Origin of the sequence: Halobellus sp. LT62, assembly GCF_037031285.1 — an archaeon.
In the GTDB taxonomy this organism is placed as follows: Archaea; Halobacteriota; Halobacteria; order Halobacteriales; family Haloferacaceae; genus Haloquadratum; species Haloquadratum salinisoli.
In genome coordinates, this window is sequence record NZ_JAYEZO010000001.1 from 285,462 (window position 1) to 303,682 (window position 18,221).

At 66.6% G+C, this 18,221-nt stretch carries 11 protein-coding genes; 7 read left to right on the plus strand and 4 right to left on the minus strand.

Annotation, left to right across the window (positions count from 1 at the left end; translation table 11 throughout):
• Positions 1-17: 17 nt before the first annotated feature.
• On the minus strand, positions 18-1,832 hold the full coding sequence (locus tag U5919_RS01365) for a hypothetical protein (protein ID WP_336021732.1): 1,815 nt from the start codon (positions 1,830-1,832) through the stop codon (positions 18-20).
• A 339-nt stretch (positions 1,833-2,171) separates the two neighbouring features.
• Between U5919_RS01365 and U5919_RS01370 the strand changes: the two genes are divergently transcribed.
• The 7 genes from U5919_RS01370 to U5919_RS01400 are packed head-to-tail and all read left to right on the plus strand — an operon-like array spanning position 2,172 to position 12,158.
• Positions 2,172-5,927 (plus strand): ATPase, T2SS/T4P/T4SS family, encoded by a 3,756-nt coding sequence (locus tag U5919_RS01370; protein ID WP_336021733.1) that lies wholly within the window; start codon positions 2,172-2,174, stop codon positions 5,925-5,927.
• On the plus strand, positions 5,924-7,972 hold the full coding sequence (locus U5919_RS01375; RefSeq protein WP_336021734.1) for a type II secretion system F family protein: 2,049 nt from the start codon (positions 5,924-5,926) through the stop codon (positions 7,970-7,972). The genes U5919_RS01370 and U5919_RS01375 overlap by 4 nt, the downstream gene beginning before the upstream one ends.
• Before the next feature lie 3 nt (positions 7,973-7,975).
• Positions 7,976-8,482, plus strand: coding sequence for a DUF7287 family protein (locus U5919_RS01380; RefSeq protein WP_336021735.1), 507 nt, complete (start codon positions 7,976-7,978; stop codon positions 8,480-8,482).
• The gene (locus U5919_RS01385; RefSeq protein WP_336021736.1) at positions 8,482-9,066 is read left to right on the plus strand and encodes a DUF7288 family protein; all 585 of its coding nucleotides are present in this window, start codon (positions 8,482-8,484) and stop codon (positions 9,064-9,066) included. The genes U5919_RS01380 and U5919_RS01385 overlap by 1 nt, the downstream gene beginning before the upstream one ends.
• Positions 9,054-10,049 carry a DUF7261 family protein gene (locus tag U5919_RS01390; RefSeq protein ID WP_336021737.1) on the plus strand — a complete coding sequence of 332 codons (996 nt, stop codon included), beginning with the start codon at positions 9,054-9,056 and terminating at the stop codon, positions 10,047-10,049. The genes U5919_RS01385 and U5919_RS01390 overlap by 13 nt, the downstream gene beginning before the upstream one ends.
• A complete protein-coding gene (locus tag U5919_RS01395) occupies positions 10,046-10,639 on the plus strand; it encodes a DUF7266 family protein (RefSeq protein WP_336021738.1) in 594 nt (197 codons plus the stop codon). The genes U5919_RS01390 and U5919_RS01395 overlap by 4 nt, the downstream gene beginning before the upstream one ends.
• Before the next feature lies 1 nt (position 10,640).
• Positions 10,641-12,158, plus strand: a complete 1,518-nt coding sequence (locus U5919_RS01400; RefSeq protein ID WP_336021739.1) for a DUF7289 family protein — start codon at positions 10,641-10,643, stop codon at positions 12,156-12,158.
• A gap of 18 nt (positions 12,159-12,176) precedes the next feature.
• Here U5919_RS01400 and U5919_RS01405 read toward each other — a convergent pair whose 3' ends face one another.
• The 3 genes from U5919_RS01405 to gltB form a co-directional block, all read right to left on the minus strand.
• Positions 12,177-12,554, minus strand: a complete 378-nt coding sequence (locus U5919_RS01405) for an Ig-like domain-containing protein (protein ID WP_336021740.1) — start codon at positions 12,552-12,554, stop codon at positions 12,177-12,179.
• A 145-nt stretch (positions 12,555-12,699) separates the two neighbouring features.
• On the minus strand, positions 12,700-13,548 hold the full coding sequence (locus U5919_RS01410) for a DUF7289 family protein (protein WP_336021741.1): 849 nt from the start codon (positions 13,546-13,548) through the stop codon (positions 12,700-12,702).
• A gap of 113 nt (positions 13,549-13,661) precedes the next feature.
• Positions 13,662-18,203 (minus strand): glutamate synthase large subunit, encoded by a 4,542-nt coding sequence (gene gltB / locus U5919_RS01415; RefSeq protein WP_336021742.1) that lies wholly within the window; start codon positions 18,201-18,203, stop codon positions 13,662-13,664.
• Positions 18,204-18,221 lie beyond the last annotated feature (18 nt).

Below are 18,221 nucleotides of genomic sequence, written 5' to 3' on the forward strand. Positions count from 1 at the left end.
CTTCCCTCGTCGGACAGTCACTCCTCGCCGGGCGGCCCGAACGCGTTGTTGAGGCGGTCGCGGAACGTCTGCAGCTCCTCGATCTCGGCCTCGATCGAATCGATCCGGTCGAGGTCGGCAGACAGCGCGGACACCTCCGCGCGTAGCTCGTCGAGTTCTGCTTCGAGCGACTCCTGTACGTCGACGACGTCCCCGTCGATCGCGGCGATGTCCTCGCGAACGTCACCCATCTCCTCGTCGAGCCGCGTCACGTGCGCGCCCAGCTCGTCGATGTCCTCGCTCACGTCGTCGACCGACGCGGCCACGTCCTCGACGTCCGCCGCGACGTCTCCGACGTCGTCGACAACGGCTTCGACCTCCGTCTCGACGCTTCCGACTCGGTCCGTCGTCGCCTCGACCTGCGATTCGATCCCCTCAGCGCGCTCGTGGAGTTCGCCGACGCCCGCGACGGCGGTCTCGGCGTCCGCCGCGACGTCGTCGAGCCGCGTTTCGAGCGCTCCGACCCGCTCGTCGACGGCGTCGACCGTCTCGTCGACCCCGCTGACGTCGTCGCGGAGTTCCTCGCGGTCGGCCGCGGCGTCCTCGATGTCGTCTCGCAGGCCGTCGAGTTCCTCGTCGATCTCGGTCAGCTCGGTGTCGAGCCGTTCGACCAGCTCCGCGCCGGTTCCCTCCTCGTCGATGAACTCGGCGATCGCGTCGGCGTAGGCGTTGAGATCCTCCATCTGCGCCTGCACCCGACGGAGCCGGACGTCGGCGCTCCGTGGCAGCCCGGCGTCGAGTTCCTCGCGGAGCACGTCGAGGTCGTCCTCGTCGACGCCGCCCGATCGGATCTCCGCGGCGAGTGTCGCCGCCAGTCCGTCCGCGGCGTCGCCGGCTCCGGCTCCCGTCGGTTCGACTTCGCTCTCCGCCGATTCGGCTTCTTCCTCGACTGATTCGGCGGCGGCCGTCTCGCCCGTCGAGTCGTCGACGTGGGCCTCGACGTCGACGTACTCGTCCGCCGTGGATTCCTCCGATCCCCCCTCGACTTCTTCGGAGTCGGCCAGTCCGACTGCTGCGTCGTCGTCTTCTGTCTCGGTCGCTGGTGCACCCACGCTCTCAGCATCGAGTGTCTCCTCGTCCTCGGCGTCGGGTGTCTCCTCGCTCTCGCCACCGCGTTCCTCCCGGACGGCGGGCGTCAGGTCGGCTTCGAGCGCTCGCGGCGTCGCGGTCGGTTCGGCACTCGCGTCGGTATTGTCGCTCGCTGTAACTCCTTCCGCTGCTGCCCCGTCCGCTGTCACGCCCTCTCTCTCACCGTCAACTTCGGTGTCGTCTTCGTCCGACGTCCGCTCGTCGGCTTCTGGGTCGACAGTCGATTCGGAGACGAGACGGCCGTTCCCCTGCAGCGCATCGCGAACGAGTTGGCTCCGATCGGCCCCGAGGATGTCCTCGACGTCGCGGGCGGCGTCTTCGCTCCCAGTCTCGCCCGGCGCGGGCGGGCGTTCGAGGATCGGCTCGCCGAGGAATCCCGAGACGTCGGTGGACTGGTCCAAGCGGATACCGTACACCGTGACCGTCTCCTCGCCGGGATCGAGCGTGCGCTCGTACTCGACGCGGTGGTCTTTGTACGCGGTCCAGTTGTCGCTCTCGTAGTCGGGGTGGAACCCGACGCTCTCCATCGGGAAGTCTTCCGGGATCTGGTCGACCAGCCGGATGTGCGCCGGTGCGTCGCTCTCGGACGTCACGCGGAACTTGACCGCGGGGACCGGGAACTCGTCGCCCTCGAACGACTTCTCGACGCGCACCTCTTCGTCTGCGACGGAGACCGTTCGATCGGCGTCGGACTCGTGACTCATAGGCCACCTTACCCAAACGGCTCACATAAAACAACCGGGCAAAATACCGCTCGTGATAGCGGACCCGACCTCACACTCCGTAACGGATCCGACTTCGAACTCCGTAGCGGACCCGATCTCCACCTCGGGTCGCGGCCGTCCGTTCTCTCATCGCGGTTGTCAGTTTTCACTCACTCGATCGGACGCCATCGTGCGATCGGATGAACACTCAGCTACAACCGCTACTATCTTCCGGTCGAACGTTCACGCGCACAGACATTTATTTCACGGCATCTCCGAGATTAATTCAGTGATAATTGGGGAGAAGTCTTTTTCCGTGCGGCCACCGACGCCAGAACGATGGCAAGCGACGACGACGCGTCGTCATCCGATCCCGAACGGGACGGCGACGACGCGTTGGAGGGCGACGGGGACGAGCGCCCGTCGACTCGCGAGGGGGACGCCGTCGATCCGGATGCCGGAACGTCGGGCGCGGATGGGGCTGGGGGGCTTCAGCCGACCGACGACGCGGAGCCACCGGCGGACGGATCGACCACACCGCCGACGGCGGAGTCCGACCGACCGTCGGATCAGCCCTCGGATACCGGCGAGGCCGACGGCTCCGCGACGGCGGACGCCGCGCCCGACGACACCGAACTCGGCGGGCCGCGCGTCGCCGTCGACGAGTACACGTGGGCCGACTTTCTGGACGAGTACGGCGTCGACGGCGACGTCGAGACGCTGTACGACGGATTCGACCCGCGGGCGTACTCCGGCGAGGACGCCGAGAACGCGCGCTGGGACGACGGCGTCGAGATCCCCGAGCCCACCCGCGAAGACTGGGACGAGGTCAGCGTCGACGCCGAGTCTCAGCTCGGGTTCCACCCCGTCGACACCGAAGACGAGTTCGTCTCGGCGATCGGCGAGGCACAGCGAATTCAGGGGGAGTTCGAGGCGTTCTGCGACCCCGAGACGACGCCCGTCGTCAAGGACGTCTGGCTCTGGGAGCACTACAAGCGCGAGTACTACTACGAGGCCGACGGGTCGCGACCGCGGGACGGCGACGGCGAGATCGAGCGGTTCGACGAGACCGAGGCGCTGGGGTTCGATCCCGACGCGATCGAGGACGTGCTCGCCCACGGCGCGAAGCGCGCCGAGGAACTCGACGAGGTCGTCGAGGAGCGCACCGTCGACGTGAACCCCGACCTCGACGAGGACGCCTTCTTCAGCGACGCGCGGGGGGCGACGACGGTTGTCAACCGCTACGACCTCGAAAAGGCCGTTCCGATGGAGAAGAAGACCCACTTCAGAGAGGTCGAGCGTTACTGGGTCAACGAACCGCACTCGTTCGTGATCATCTTCCACTCGACGAAGGAGAACGAGAAGAAGTACTACGCGATCGAGCCGCATCAAAACCGGCTCGAGGCCGACTTGGCGGAGTACCTGACCGGGAAGCTCCGGACGGCGATCAAATACGACGACGAGAGCGTCGTCGGAGGGGGCCCCGACACTCGCCGAGGGGTCATCGAACAGCAGTCGCTGGAACTGCTCGAACGGTACAACCTCTATCAGGTCCCGGAGAACCCCCGGGAGACGGGACTGTCCGTTCTGACGGCGCGAAACGACGCCACCGCGGGCGAGGCGGGCGAGGCGGGTGAAGCAGACGGAACGGGATTCCTCTCGAAGTTCGAGTTCGACCTTCCGTTCGGGAGTGGCGACGGCGGGGAGGACGCGGCCGGCGACACCGAGGCCGACGCGTCGGAAGCGTCGACGACCGCCTCTACAGCGACCGACGGGGGCGCGGCTCGGTCAGCGTCACCGGGGTCGTTGGCGTCAATCGCCCGCTCGTTGGGACTGCGCGAAGGCTCTCTCGGCGGCCACCTCGATGGGCTCCTCGCGGCAGGCGAATCCGAGCCCGACGACCCGTCGCTCGACGGCATCGCCGCACGGCCGGAACCGGCCGTGCTGGCGGAGGATTCGACCGACCTGACCGACTACCAAGTCGAGAAGCTGCTGTACGTCCTCCGACGGGACTTCATCGGCTACGAGCGCATCGATCCGATCAAACACGACGTCAACGTCGAGGACATCTCCTGCGACGGGTACAACTCGCCGGTGTTCGTCTACCACTCCGACTACGAGCAGATCATCTCGAACATCTACCACGGCGAGGACGAGCTGGACGACTTCGTCGTCAAACTCGCCCAGCGGTCCGGAAAGGGGATCTCCAAGCGGCGGCCGCAGGTCGACGCGACGCTTCCGGACGGCTCTCGCGCGCAGCTCACGCTCGGCCGCGAGGTGTCTGATCACGGGACGAACTACACCATCCGGCAGTTCAAGGACGTCCCGTTCACGCCGATCGACCTCATCAACTGGAAGACGTTCTCTCTCGAGGAAATGGCGTTCCTCTGGCTCTGCATCGAGAACGACAAGAGCCTCATCTTCGCCGGCGGGACGGCCTCCGGGAAGACGACCTCGCTGAACGCGGTGTCGCTCTTCATCCCCTCGAACTCGAAGATCGTCTCGATCGAGGACACCCGCGAGGTCGAGTTGCCGCAGCGGAACTGGGTCGCCTCCGTCACGCGCCCGTCGTTCAGCGACGACGACCGCGGCGACGTCGACGAGTTCGACCTGCTGGAGGCGGCGCTCCGACAGCGCCCCGACTACATCGTGATGGGCGAGATCCGCGGCGAGGAGGGGCGGACGCTCTTTCAGGTGATGAGTACCGGGCACACGACGTACACGACCTTCCACGCCGACAGCGTCGGCGAGGTCCTCAAGCGGTTCACGACCGATCCGATTAATGTCTCAAAGACGATGTTCACCGCGCTGGATCTCGTCTCGATCCAGACGTCGACCCGCGTGCAGGGCAACAAGGTGCGGCGGAACAAGTCCTTAACCGAAATCAACCACTACGACGCCGAGAACGACGAGATCAACGTCCAAGACGTCTACCAGTGGCAGGCCGAGGGCGACGAGTTCCTCAAGATGGGCTCGTCGAACACCCTCGAAGATGTCCGCTTCGACCGCGGCTGGACCAGAGCCGAACTCGACGACGAGCTGTTCAAGCGGCACGTCGTGCTCGCGTACCTGATCGACCGCGGGCTCAACACGTACTCGCAGGTCGCGGCGACGCTGCAGGCGTTCATCAACGATCAGGAGACGATCCTCGCGCTGATGGCCCGCGACGACCTCGAACGCAGCCTCGAAGACCTGCGAGAGATGGAATCGGTCGAGATCAACGTCGATCCCGAGAAGGAGGAGATGGTCCCCCGGCCTAGTCCCGGCGAAGAGATCCGAGATGTCTGTGCGGAGATCCTCGACCGCGCCGATGAGGAGTTGTGGCCCGAGTACCGCGACCTCGAAGACGTCGATGTCGCCGACGCGCTGCTCGATGTCGAATCCGCGCCGGACGTCACCGCCGACGCAGGCGATCATCCCGAACTCGACGCGCTCGACGAACGGGCGGAGGCCCCGGCGCTCGACGACGGCTCGGGAACGCCGACGCTCGACGACGGTGCCGACACACCCGCGTTGGAGGATGAAGTAGGCGACGAATCGGAGACGCCGGCGCTCGATCCGAGTCCGGACGAGTCGTCGGCGTCTGCGGAGGGCGGAGACGACGTCGCTCAGGCGGACGACGGAGACGTCCTCGCCCGTACCGACGATGCCAGCGACGCGGACGAGCGCACCGACGCGGCGGGATTCGACGGAGAGGCGTCCGACGGGGAGTTCGGCATCGAGGATCTGCTGGAAGGGCCGTCCGACAGCGAGGCTGACGGAACGGAGACGTCCGAATCCGGTCCCGAGAGCGGCCTCGACGCGCCGGCCGCCGACGCCGCGGACCCGTCCGCGAGCGATCCCGCGGAGGCGAACGGGTTCGATCTGGACTCGGACGCGGACGTTGACGAGGACTCGGACGTGGCTGTTGATAAAGAGGTAAACGCGGACGTTGGGGATGAGGCGAATACCGAAGCAAACGAGGAACAGGACGCCGACGAGGCGTGGGACTTCGGCGACGTCAGACAGGTCGACGGCGACGAGGGAGCGGAGCACGATGGCGACGAGGGGGGAGACGAACGCGCCCCCGACGAGTCGACGGAGACCGACAGATGAGTCTGGACGTCGGCGACGCCGACGGTGAGGGGCTCGACCGGAGCACGGACACGCTCGGTGACGCGTTCTACCCCGTGTTTCAGTTCCTCTTCGACGAGGACGGCGACTTCGTCGCCGACCTCGGGCGGAAGCTCGAACAGGCCCGAATGCCGTCGACGGTGGAACTGTACCTCTCACACGCCATCGCGATCGGCGTCATCGCCGGCGGCGCGCTGTGGCTCGTGGGGTCGGTCGTCGCGTGGGGAATCTTCGCGCTCGGCCTCGTTTCACCGGCGGCGGTCAGTATCGGCCTCCCCGCGCCGGACGCGTCGACGGCCGCGGCGCTGAAGGCGCTCACCGTCCCCGCGGTGACGCTCGTTTCGGGCGTCGTCTTCGGGGCGATCGGGTTCGGACTGGGATTCGGTAGTCTCGTCGCCGTACCGTACTCGAAGGCCTCTGGGAGAAAGCGCGAGATCAATATGTTGCTCCCGGACGCGATCTCGTTTATGTACGCCCTCTCGGTGGGCGGGCTGAACCAGCTCGAAATTTTAGAGGCGATGGGCCGCGCCGACGACACCTACGGCGAGGTCGCCCAAGAGTTCCAGAGCATCGTCCGCGAGACGGAGTACTTCGGGACCGACTACCGGAACGCGATCCGCGATCAGGCGGTGACGACGCCTTCCGAGGAGCTCTCGCAGTTCCTGACGGATATGCTCTCGATCGTCAACTCCGGTGGCAATATGGAGCAGTTCTTAGACGACAAAAAGGAGAAGCACCTCCGGACGGCCAAGCAGGAGCAGGAGACCGTCCTCGAAACGCTGGAGCTGTTCGGCGAGATGTATATGACGCTGTCGCTGTTTCCGCTCCTTCTCATCATCATCCTCGTCATCATGAGTATGCTCGGGCAGGCTCAGCAGCAACTCCTGTACGGGACCGTCTACGGGCTCATTCCGTTGACCGGCGTGGCCTTCCTCGTGCTCGTCTCGACGGTCAAACAGGACGAACCCGGCGACGGGTACCTCCAGCCGTCGAACAGTTCCGAGCGACTCGAACAGATCAACCGCGAAGGATTGATCCATATGGGGCTGATCGAGAGCTTCGTCGGGGAGTTCCGGCTCTTCGATCGGATCCGCTCGCGCGAGGGGACCTACAAGACGGGGCAGCTACTCAGAAACCCACACCTGTTCTTCCGAGACAACCCGCTGTACTCGCTGCTTCTGACCGTCCCCGCCGCGATCGCACTCCTCGCAGTCACCGTCGCCAACGGGGCCGCGCCGCTGTCGTGGGGCGGGATGGTCGAGAACCCCGTCTGGGGGACGTTCGTCTGGTGGTACGTGCCGGTGTACGTCGTCGGGATCCCGCTGGCGGCGTTTCACACGTGGAACGTCCGCTCGCGGAACGCTATCGTCGGCAAGCTCTCGGACAACCTCCGGAAGCTCTCCAGCGCGAACGACACCGGCCAGACCCTGCTCGAATCCGTCGAGACGGTGGCGTCGACCTCCTCGGGCAAGCTGGCCGAGGAATTCGAGGTGATGCACGCGAAGGTGAACTACGGGATGAGCCTGCGCAGCGCGCTCGTCGAGTTCAACAACAAGTACCACATCCCGCGGCTCGCGCGGACGGTCAAGCTCATCTCGAAGGCCCAAGAGGCGTCGAGTCAGATCACCGAAGTTCTGACGACCGCGGCGCAGGCCTCGGAGAACCAAGACGACATCGAGCGCGAGCGCAAGTCCCGAACCCGAATGCAGGTCGCGATCATCCTGATGACGTACCTGACGCTGCTCGGCGTGATGGCCATCCTGAAGACGCAGTTCCTCGACGTGATGTCCGGGTTGTCCTCGCAGGCCGGTTCCTCCGGCGGCGAACTCTCCGGGCAGGGGCTGAGTTTCGGCGGGGGCGTCGACACCAACCTGCTGTCGGTGCTGTTCTTCCACGCCGTCACGCTGCAAGCGGCGCTCTCGGGGTTCATCAGCGGCTACATCCGCGACGCCGACATCGTCTCCGGGGTGAAGTTCGTCGTCATCCTACAGACGATTGCGCTCGCCGTCTGGATGGTGGTGGGGTAACCGATGACGCTGCCCGCCCGCGACTCCACGGCCCGCGCGCAGACGACGATCGACTTCGCGATCGGGATCGGCCTGTTCCTGCTCGTCGTCGCCTTCGTCGTCGCCTTCGTACCGACGATCTTCGCGCCGTTCGAGAGCGCGGAGGGCCCGCAGACGGCGGATCGCATCGCGACGTCGCTGTCGACGGACAGACTCGGTGAACCGTCGGACCCGTACCTGCTGAACGAGCCCTGCACGACCGGTCTGTTCGACCAACTGAACGGCGGAGACGACGCGCCCCTCAGCTGTCAGTTCAACACCTCGGCGGACACGACCGCCGAACTGTTCGCGTTCGACGGCGCGAGCGACGCCAACGTCTCGATACATGAACTCGACGGCGGCGTCGCGACGGTAAACGGAACGACGCTCTCGGCGGGGCCGACGCTCCCGGAGACGCGATCGGTGACGTCCGCACAGCGCGTCGTCTCCATCGACGGAGGGACGTACCGACTGCTCGTGAGGGTGTGGTGATGGACCGCGGACAGGCGCACACGCTGGAGGCGATCACCGCCGCGATGATACTCGTCTCCGCGCTGGTCTTCGCGCTGCAGGTGACCGCCGTGACGCCGCTGACCGGCAGCACCTCCAGCCAGCACATCGAGAACCAACAGGCGGCCGTCGCCGAGGGCGTCCTCGCGACCGCCGATGAGAACGGCACACTCGTCTCGACGCTCCTGTACTGGAACGAGTCGGCGGGCAACTGGCACGGTGCGACCGACGACGGCTACGTCCGGGGACCGCCGCCGACGGCGTTCGGGGACGTACTCGAAGCGACGTTCCTCGAACGGGGGATCGCCTTCGACCTCACGCTGTACTTCGTCGACGACGACGGCGATCGAACGCCGGTGCCGATCGTCGACCTCGGCGAGCCGAGCGATCACGCCTCGACCGAGCGTCGCCTCGTCACGCTCTCGGATGGCGATCGGTTGCGGAACCCGGACGAATCGGTCTCGGGGACGACGCTGGAGGACGCCTCCTACGTCGTCTCGGACGCCGACGAGGAGCAAGCGCTGTATTCGGTCGTGGAGGTGGAGATCGTCGTATGGCGGATGTGAGTCGCGTTCGCGGCGGGTCGACAGGCGGTCCGGGGGACGACCGCAGGGGCGGCGGCAACGGCGGCGACCGCGGACAGTTACTCCTCGTCGGTGCGCTCGCCTTAGCCGTCCTGTTCGTCGCGCTGGCGCTGCTCTTGAACACCGCCATCTACACCGGGAATCTGGCGACGCGCGACGCCGGCGTCGACGCGACGCCGGTAATCGAGTACGTCTCCGAATCCCGCGAGGCCGGCGTCGACGCCATCCGATCGGTGAACGATCGGAACAACAGCGACCCGACAGACTTGAACGAGGCCCTCCACTCGACGATGGGACGCTGGGACGAGCAGGCGTCTCATCACAGGGCCGTCGCGGGCGACGTCGCCGCCGTCGAGGTCGCGAGCGCGACGAACGGGACGCGGATCCAGCAGGATGACGCCTCGCGGAACTTCACGAACGAGACGGGCGTGGAAGACTGGACGGTCGCCGCGGGCTCGGACCTCTCGGGAATCCGCTCGCTCTGGTTCGAGATCGAGGAGTCACAACTTGCGGACGATCCGGCTATCGGGACTGACGAGGTCTTCGCGGTCGAGATCGATTCGGACGCGGGAACGACGACGCTCTACGTGTACGACACCGGTGGTAACCCGGAAATCCGCGTCGACGACGGCGGCGACACCGAGATCTGTCAGTCCGATACCGGCGGGACGTTCGCGATCGACGTCCCGAACGAGTCAGTCGGAGGAGAGCCGTGTCCGGCGCTCGCGGACCTCACCGACGTCGGCGACGACGTCGCCGTCGACTTCCGGGACTCGCATTTGACCGAGGGGACGTATTCGATGGTACTCGACGAACGCCGTTCGTCGCTGTCGATGGAGGGCGTTTCGAGCGATTCGAACGACTCGCCCCACTGGACGCACGCGATCTACGAGGCGCAGTTCGACGTGACGTACCGAACCGAAGACGTCGACTATGCGGCACAGATCGAGGTGCGACCGGAATGACGCCGCGATCGCGTCGGTCTCGGTCGGAAGATCGCACGCGACGCGACCGTGCCCGATCCGATCGGGCGGTTTCGATCACCGTCAACTACGTCATCGCGCTGAGTATCACCGCGGTACTCATCTCGGGGCTGCTCATCTCGGGCAGCGGCTACGTGGAGAACGAGCGCGACCGCGTCGTCCGCGAGGAACTGGAAGTCATCGCCGAACAGCTCGCAGCCGGGATCGACGACGCGGACCGGCTCTCTCGGTCGACGGAGTCGCCGCCGGAACTCCGCGTCGGCGTCGACCTCCCCGATCGGGTCGCGAGCGAGTCCTACCGGATCGAGATCACCGAACTGTCGACAGCGGGCACGGACCCGGAGCGATACGAGTTGACGCTTCGTTCCGCACAGTCCGATGTGAGCGTCACACTTACCGTCTCGACGCTCCTCGAGGTGAACGAAACGTCCGTATCCGGCGGCTGGGTCGCCATCGAACTCGACACGGGGGGCGGGGGAGAGACGCTCGTCGTCTCGGAGGGCGGCGGCGCGAACGCGCTGTCGCTGTCGCGGCCCGACGGGATCCATCTCGGACGAACTGGGGGGCTATAGTATGGACCATCGCGCACAGGCGTCAAACATCGGCCTCGTCTTGCTCCTCGCGCTGACGATCACCGGTGCGGGCGTCGTCGTCGCGTTGGGCGGCTCGGCGCTGTCGGACGTACAGGACAGCACGTCGATCGACCGCGCGGAGCACGCGATGACGCTGCTCGACGCCCGCGCGGCGGTCGTCGGCCTCGGAGAGGGTTCCGTCCAGACCGTCCGACTCGGTGGTTCCAGCGGGGGCGACTACGCCGCGGAATCCGAGAGCGGCTGGCTCCGGGTCAGACACGAGAACTACACCGCCGGCGAGACAGAGGAGATCTACAACGCCTCGCTCGGCTCGGTCACCTACCGGAATGGCGAGACGACGGTCGCCTACCAGGGCGGCGGCGTCTGGCGGCAGGAGGAGGGCGGCGGGACGTCGATGGTGTCGCCGCCGGAGTTCCACTACCGCGGGACGACGCTAACGTTGCCGGTCCTCCGCGTCCGCTCGACCGACGCCGCGAGCGGCGATATCCGAGCGACGATCCGACGGGACGGCGATCTGACGCGGATCTACCCCAACGAGACCGGGACCGCCACCGACGGCCCCGGCGCACCGTACGACGAACCGGTCGACGGCGAGACCCGACCGTACGTGAATCCCGTCACGAACGGGACCGTCGACGTGACCGTCCACAGCGCGTATTACGAGGCGTGGGCTGATTACTTCCGGACCCGGACGACCGGGAACGTCTCCGTCGATCACGACGACCGAACGGCGACGGTCGTGCTCGAAACGTCGGGTGAGGTCGGCGCGTTCCCGTATCCCGAGAAGGGCGAGGACATTCCCGTTCGCGGTATCGCCGGCGGCCACTCCGTCAGCGACTTCGAGACGTCGATCAAGAAGGATCAGGGGTCGTTCAACAACCTCTATGCCTCCTTCTACGTCGAGGACGGCGACAAGGCGTACGAGGCGGCCGTGGAGGTCCCGAGCGGGACCGGAAACTACTGCGGCGGCGGTGGTGGTTCGGTGATGCTGACGATGGACGTCTACTATCACGACGAATCGACCGCCGAGGGGGTCCACCGCTGGACGAACGACTCGATTCCCTCCGATTCCGGCGATGTCCAACTCGCCTGCGAGGGCGGCGATACGGTCATCGAGATCGATTTCACCGGCACCGAACAGAACCTGACCTACGGATCGAGCAGCCTCGATGAAACCGCTATCGACTGGGACGAGCGCAACGAGTCCGCGACCGAGAGCGCCGACCCCACGACGTTCGCACACACCGGCGACGACGGTGAAGACACGACCTACGACTACGGAGACCGACAGCACCTGCGGATCCTCACCAGACACTACTTCGCGATGTTCGACTCGGAGTTCGACCTCACCGTCGACCACGGCCCGGGCGACCGCGGGACCTCGCAGATCTCAACCAGCGGGTCCGGCGGGACGCTGCGCTATGAGACGGTCGGCGGCGAGTCCTACATCACGTACCTGCACGTCACCGAAAACAACGTGACCGTCGAACTGGACTGATCGCGCGGCGTGCGGAGATCACCGGACGCTGAGCCCCTCAGTCAGACTGAGGATGCCGTTACCGACTTCGACGACGGCCGTCCCCTCGGGCGTCCGGTCGATCCGACAGCGGCGAACGGCCTCGCGGTCACCGTCTAACACCGCGCGGACGTCGTATTCGCCGGGTTCGATCGCCCCGAGCTCGCTTGCGGCCCGGCCGGGTCGCAGGTAGTACTGTTTCTCGAATACGACGGTTCCGTCGGGCGTCGAAATCTCGACTTCGAGGTCGTAGCTCCACTCGTGGGCGTAGCTTCGCACGTGTAGTTCCTCGGCGTGGATCGGAACGCTCCGGGGAGTCGACTCGCGTCTGGCGTCGCTGCGACTGGAGGGGTCTCGGGCCGTTGGTTCGAGGACCATATCCCTCACTTGTGATTCATCGAACATATACCTCCGCTACACTCAAAGAGGCGTTTGAGCGTCTCCGACCCGCGGTTTCGGTCTCTGGGACAGCGGATGCGCCGCGCTCACTCGGACGACGCCGGGCGCGTCGATGACGCTCTGCTCACTCGAACGACGTCGTCACGCGGACCCACACGACTGTCACCCGATCGACGTCGGAGACCGTACAGGAGATCGTCCCGGACGTGTCGGCGGTCGGCTCGGTGACCTCGGTACAATCGAACCCGGACGACTCGTACTGCCGCTCCCACGCGTCGGTGTAGGGCGTCGTGACGTTCACCCTGATGTCGTGTCCCCCGTCAGCGTCGTAGAACAGGCGCGGTCTCCCGGCGGCCGTGCGGATTCGGACCGTCTGTGAGCCGCCGATCGCGGCGCTCCCGACGTGCTCCTGTTTGACGAGCGTGAGTCGCACCCTCGCGTCGCCGTCGCCAGTCCCGTCGGCGACGCCGTCGGCGATCAGTGGCGGATCCCGAACCACCGCCGCCCCGCCGCGCTCGCTGTCGCGGAGCACCGCGCCGTTGCTGAGTCGGACCTCACCGCCCGCCGCGGACTCGTAGACGAGCGGCCGCAGCGAGAACTCCCACCAGACCGACTCGCCGCCGTCGGGATCGACGGTCACGTTCATCGAGGCGTTCTCCGCCGAGCGAACCGTGGCGTCAGCGAGCTTCACCTCCGTCCCCCGACTGGGTGCCCCTTCGAGGACGTCGCGCAGGTTGTCCGCGAGAACGTCGAAGGCACGCTCGGCGTTCTCGACGCGCTCGGCGTCGCGGGTCCCCTCCAACTCGGAGACGCCGACGGCGTAGACGGTGCCGACGGAACCGACGACGAGTGCGAAAACGAGGACGAAGCTCACGGTCTCGCTGACCGCGCGGTCGTCGCCACGCCACGCCGTCGACGGCGGACGGATGGCATCCGCCGAATCGGCGGCGTCACTCCCCCGGGCCCCTCGCATACGTGTCGGTTCCGCGGTCACGGAGTTAAGTGTGCTGTCGATAGAAACGGAGAAACAATCGACGTGCGGTTTCAGACGACTCCCAGCCGATCAGTTGTCGCTCGTCTGTGCGATCAGTCGTCGCTCGTCTGTGCGATCCGGTCGCCGTCGTCTGCGGCCGCGGCCGACGCGGCGGGCGGCAGCTCCGTGCGGACGTCGTCGCGGGCGCGCTCTTCGATGACCTCGGCGTAGGCGTCGGGCATCACCTTCACGAAGTCGGAGACGACCTCGCTCCAGTCGTCGAGCATCCACGCCGCGCGGTCGCTGTCGGTGTAGGCCGCGTGGTTCTCGACGAGGCGGCGGAGCATTCGTCGATCGGAGTCGTCGAGCTCCGCTTCGAGCGACACCATTCCGGTGTTCGTCCGGTCGGCGAACTCCCCGTCGGGGTCGTAGACGTACGCGACGCCGCCGGACATCCCCGCGGCGAAGTTGCGGCCGGTGTCGCCGAGCACGGCGACGACGCCGCCGGTCATGTACTCGCAGCCGTGATCGCCGACGCCCTCGACGACGGCCTTCACGCCTGAGTTGCGGACGGCGAAGCGCTCGCCCGCGACGCCGTTGACGTACAGCTCGCCCTGCGTCGCGCCGTAGAGCGCCACGTTGCCGATGAGGACGTTCTCGTCGGGCTCGTACGCGGCGTTCTCGGGGGTCTCGACGATCAACTTGCCGCCGGAGAGGCCCTTGCCGACGTAGTCGTTCGCCGCGCCGGTGAGGTCCATCGTCACGCCGTGAGCGAGGAACGCGCCGAAGGACTGCCCGGCGACGCCGTCGAAATCCACGCGGATCGTGTCGTCGGCGAGCCCCGCGCCGCCGTGGGCCTTCGAGATGCGGTTCGACAGCATCGCGCCGACCGCGCGGTCGACGTTCGAGATCGGCGAGTCGATGGCGACGGGTTCGCCCCCTTCGAGCGCCGGTTCGGCGCGCTCGATGAGCTGGTGATCCAGCTGGGCCTCGACGCCCGCGTGAACCTGTTCTTCGGTCTTCTGTCGCGCGTCGCCGGCGGGCTCGGCGATGACGTCCGAGAGGTCGAGATGCTTGGCCTTCTCGTGGTCGGTCTCGCGCTGGGTGAGAAGCGACGGCCGCCCGATCATCTCATCGAGCGAGGTGAAGCCGAGCTCGGCCATAATCTCGCGGAGTTCCTGGGCGATGAACGTCATGTAGTTGATGACGTGCTCGGGCTGACCGGGGAAGCGGTTCCGGAGGTTCTCGCGCTGGGTAGCGACGCCGACGGGACAGGTGTTCTCGTGGCACTGCCGGGCCATCACGCAGCCGGAGGTGACGAGCGACGACGTGCCGAAGATGTACTCCTCCGCCCCGAGGAGCGCGGCGACGGCGACGTCGCGGCCGGTCTTCATCCCGCCGTCGGTGGAGACGCGGATCCGCGAGCGCAGCCCCGTCGCCCGGAGCATCTGGTTCGCCTCGGCGAGGCCGAGCTCCCACGGGAGACCCGCGTTCTTGATCGACGTCTTCGGCGACGCGCCGGTCCCGCCGTCGTGCCCGGAGATGTGGACCACGTCGGCGTTGGCCTTCGCGACGCCGGCGGCGATCGTGCCGATGCCGGCCTCCGAGACGAGCTTCACGTTGATGTCGGCTTCTGGGTTCGCGGTCTTGAGGTCGTGGATGAGCTGTTTGAGGTCCTCGATCGAGTAAATGTCGTGCAGCGGCGGCGGGGAGATGAGGCCGACGCCGGGCGTCGCGAAGCGGACGTGCGCGATCATCTCGTTGACCTTCTTGCCCGGCAGATGCCCGCCTTCGCCGGGCTTCGAACCCTGCGCCATCTTGATCTGCAGCTCGTCGGCGCTGGTGAGGTACTCGGAGGTGACGCCGAAGCGGCCGGAGGCGACCTGCTTGACGTTGCACTCCTTCTCGGTGCCGAAGCGCTCCGGCGGTTCGCCGCCCTCCCCGGAGTTGGACTTGCCGCCGAGGCGGTTCATCGCGATCGAGTTGTTCTCGTGGGCCTCCGGCGAGAGGCTGCCGAGCGACATCGCCGCCGTCGAGAACCGCTCGACGATATCCTCGATCGGTTCGACGTCCTCGATCGGCACCGACTCGCGGTCGGAGTCGAATTCGAGCAGGCCGCGGAGCGTCTGGAGCTCCTCGGACTGGTCGTTGATGAGTTCGGCGAACTCTTGGTACTTCTCGTAGTCGCCCGCGCGAACCGCCTGCTGGAGCGTGCCGACCGTCTGGGGGTTCCACTGGTGGTGGATCCCGTCGGAGCGGTGCTCGTACTCGCCCTGCCGGTCGAGTTCGGGGTCCTCGCCGAACGCAACGGTGTGTCGCGTCCGAACGTCCGCTTCGATCACGTCGATGCCGATACCCTCGGTTCGGATCTCCGTTCCCTCGAAGTACTCGGCGACGAAGCCGGAGTCGAGGCCGACCGCCTCGAAGATCTGCGCGCCTTGGTAGGACTCGACCGTCGAGATACCCATTTTGGCCATCGTCTTCAGGAGGCCGTCCTCCAGCGCCTTCTTGTACGCCGCGATCGACTCGTTCTCGTCGGCTCCGTCGGGTCCGGCGACGACGTCGGCGATCGTCTGGTAGGCGAGGTAGGGGTTGACCGCGTCCGCGCCGTAGCCGACGAGCGTCGCGAGGTGGTGTACCTCCCGCGGATCGCCGGACTCAACGACGAGGCCCGCGTGGTTCCGGAGACCGCTGCGGACGAGGCTGTGGTGCACCGCGCCGGTCACCAGTAGGCTCGGGATGGCGACTCGATCGGAGTTCAGGTTCCGATCCGAGAGGACGACGACGTCCGAGCCCGACTCGATGGCCGCCGCGGCGTCCTCGCGGACGCGTTCGACTGCGTCTTCGAGCGCCCGCTCTCGTTCGTACGTGATATCGACGATCGTCGAATCCATCGCGTCGCCGGCGTCGCCGAGCGATTTGATCTCGGCCGTCTGCGCGTCGGTGAGTACGGGGGAGTCGAGGACGAGCTGTCGCGCGTGCTCCGGCGTCTCGTCGAGCAGGTTTCGCTGCGCGCCGAGCCGCGATTCCATCGAGGTGACGAGCTCCTCGCGGATGTAGTCCAGCGGCGGGTTCGTGACCTGCGCGAACAGCTGTTTGAAGTAGGTGAAAAGCGGCCGGTTGAAGTCCGAGAGTACCGACAGCGGCGTGTCGTCGCCCATCGATCCGACGGGGTCTTTGCCGTCTCTGGCCATCGGCTCGATCAGGTGATCCAGCTGATCGTGCGTGTAGCCGAACGCGGCCTGCGCGGCTCGGAGGGAGTCGACTTCGTCGCGCGGCGCGTAGTCGTCGGTATCGACGAGCGAGGCGAGCTGTTTCTGCTCCTCGCCGACCCACTCGCCGTACCGCTCCTCGGTCAGCGAGTCGAAGACCTCCTCGTCGGGGATGACGCGCCCCTCCTCGGGGTCGGCGACGAACAGCTGACCGGGTTGGAGTCGGCCGCGCTCTTTGATCTCGCTGGGGTCGGTGTCGAGCGCGCCGACCTCGCTCGCCATCACGAGCGTATTGTCGGTCGTGACGTCGTAGCGACACGGACGGAGGCCGTTGCGGTCGAGGACGGCGGCGACGCGGTCGCCGTCGGTGGCGGCGACGAGCGCGGGGCCGTCCCACGGCTCGATCAGCGAGGCGTGGTAGTCGTACCACTCGCGTCGCTCCTCGGCCATCTGATCGTCGTTGCGGTACGCCTCCGGAATCAGCATCCGGAGGACGTGCGGGAGGTCGCGACCGCCCTGTAGAAGGAGTTCGACGGCGTTGTCGACGGAGGCCGTGTCCGACTGATCGGGGTCGTTGATGACGGGTTTGACCGTCTCCAGCTCGTCGCCGAAGTCGGGATGTTCGAGGTCGGTCTCCCGACTCCGCATCCAGTTGATGTTGCCCTGGATCGTGTTGATCTCGCCGTTGTGGACGATGTGACGGTACGGGTGCGCGAGGTGCCACGCGCCGAGCGTGTTCGTCGAGAAGCGCGCGTGAACCAGCGTCAGCGTCGTCTGCAGGCGCTCGTCGGCGAGGTCGAGGTAGTAGTCGGCGAGCTGTTCGCCCTTCAGGAGGCCCTTGTAGACGAGCGTCGTTCGCGAGAGCGAGCAGATGTAAAAGCGCGTTGCGCCCGCGGAGTCCAGCTCGTCGATCGCCTTCTCGACCGCGCGTCGAGCGACGTACAGCGCGCGGTCGAACTCGTCGTCGTCGAGGTCCGATTCGGGGACGACGAACGCCTGCCAGACGTCCGGTTCCGATTCGACCGCGGTCGCCCCGAGGTCTGCGTTATCCGTCGGAACGTCGCGCCAGTGGACGACGTCGAGGTCGTGTTCCGCGAGCACGCGTTCGAAGGTCGCGACGAGTCCGACGCGGGCGGCCTCGTCTCGCGGCATAAAGATCGAACCGACCGCGTACTCCTCGGGGAGGTCGGCATCGACGACCGCATCGAAGAACTCGTCGGGCCGCTGAATCATGATTCCCGCCCCGTCGCCGGTGTCTTCCTCGGCACCGGTGGTGCCACGGTGTTCGAGGTTCTCCAGCAGTTCGATCCCGTCGGCGACGGTCTCGTGTGATCGACCGCCATCGAGGTCGATGACGGCACCGACACCGCAGTTCGACCGCTCATCCGTCGGGTCCGCGAGTCCGACGGACTCGCCAGTCGTGTTTCTCTGTGGCTTGGTCATATGTCACACCAATTCCTG

Excerpts from the sequence above, each read along its gene's own strand:
- U5919_RS01365 (WP_336021732.1), bottom strand. The coding sequence starts at position 1,832 with ATGAGTCACGAGTCCGACGCCGATCGAACGGTCTCCGTCGCAGACGAA.
- U5919_RS01370 (WP_336021733.1), top strand. The coding sequence starts at position 2,172 with ATGGCAAGCGACGACGACGCGTCGTCATCCGATCCCGAACGGGACGGC.
- U5919_RS01375 (WP_336021734.1), top strand. The coding sequence starts at position 5,924 with ATGAGTCTGGACGTCGGCGACGCCGACGGTGAGGGGCTCGACCGGAGC.
- U5919_RS01380 (WP_336021735.1), top strand. The coding sequence starts at position 7,976 with ATGACGCTGCCCGCCCGCGACTCCACGGCCCGCGCGCAGACGACGATC.
- U5919_RS01385 (WP_336021736.1), top strand. The coding sequence starts at position 8,482 with ATGGACCGCGGACAGGCGCACACGCTGGAGGCGATCACCGCCGCGATG.
- U5919_RS01390 (WP_336021737.1), top strand. The coding sequence starts at position 9,054 with ATGGCGGATGTGAGTCGCGTTCGCGGCGGGTCGACAGGCGGTCCGGGG.
- U5919_RS01395 (WP_336021738.1), top strand. The coding sequence starts at position 10,046 with ATGACGCCGCGATCGCGTCGGTCTCGGTCGGAAGATCGCACGCGACGC.
- U5919_RS01400 (WP_336021739.1), top strand. The coding sequence starts at position 10,641 with ATGGACCATCGCGCACAGGCGTCAAACATCGGCCTCGTCTTGCTCCTC.
- U5919_RS01405 (WP_336021740.1), bottom strand. The coding sequence starts at position 12,554 with ATGGTCCTCGAACCAACGGCCCGAGACCCCTCCAGTCGCAGCGACGCC.
- U5919_RS01410 (WP_336021741.1), bottom strand. The coding sequence starts at position 13,548 with ATGCGAGGGGCCCGGGGGAGTGACGCCGCCGATTCGGCGGATGCCATC.
- gltB (WP_336021742.1), bottom strand. The coding sequence starts at position 18,203 with ATGACCAAGCCACAGAGAAACACGACTGGCGAGTCCGTCGGACTCGCG.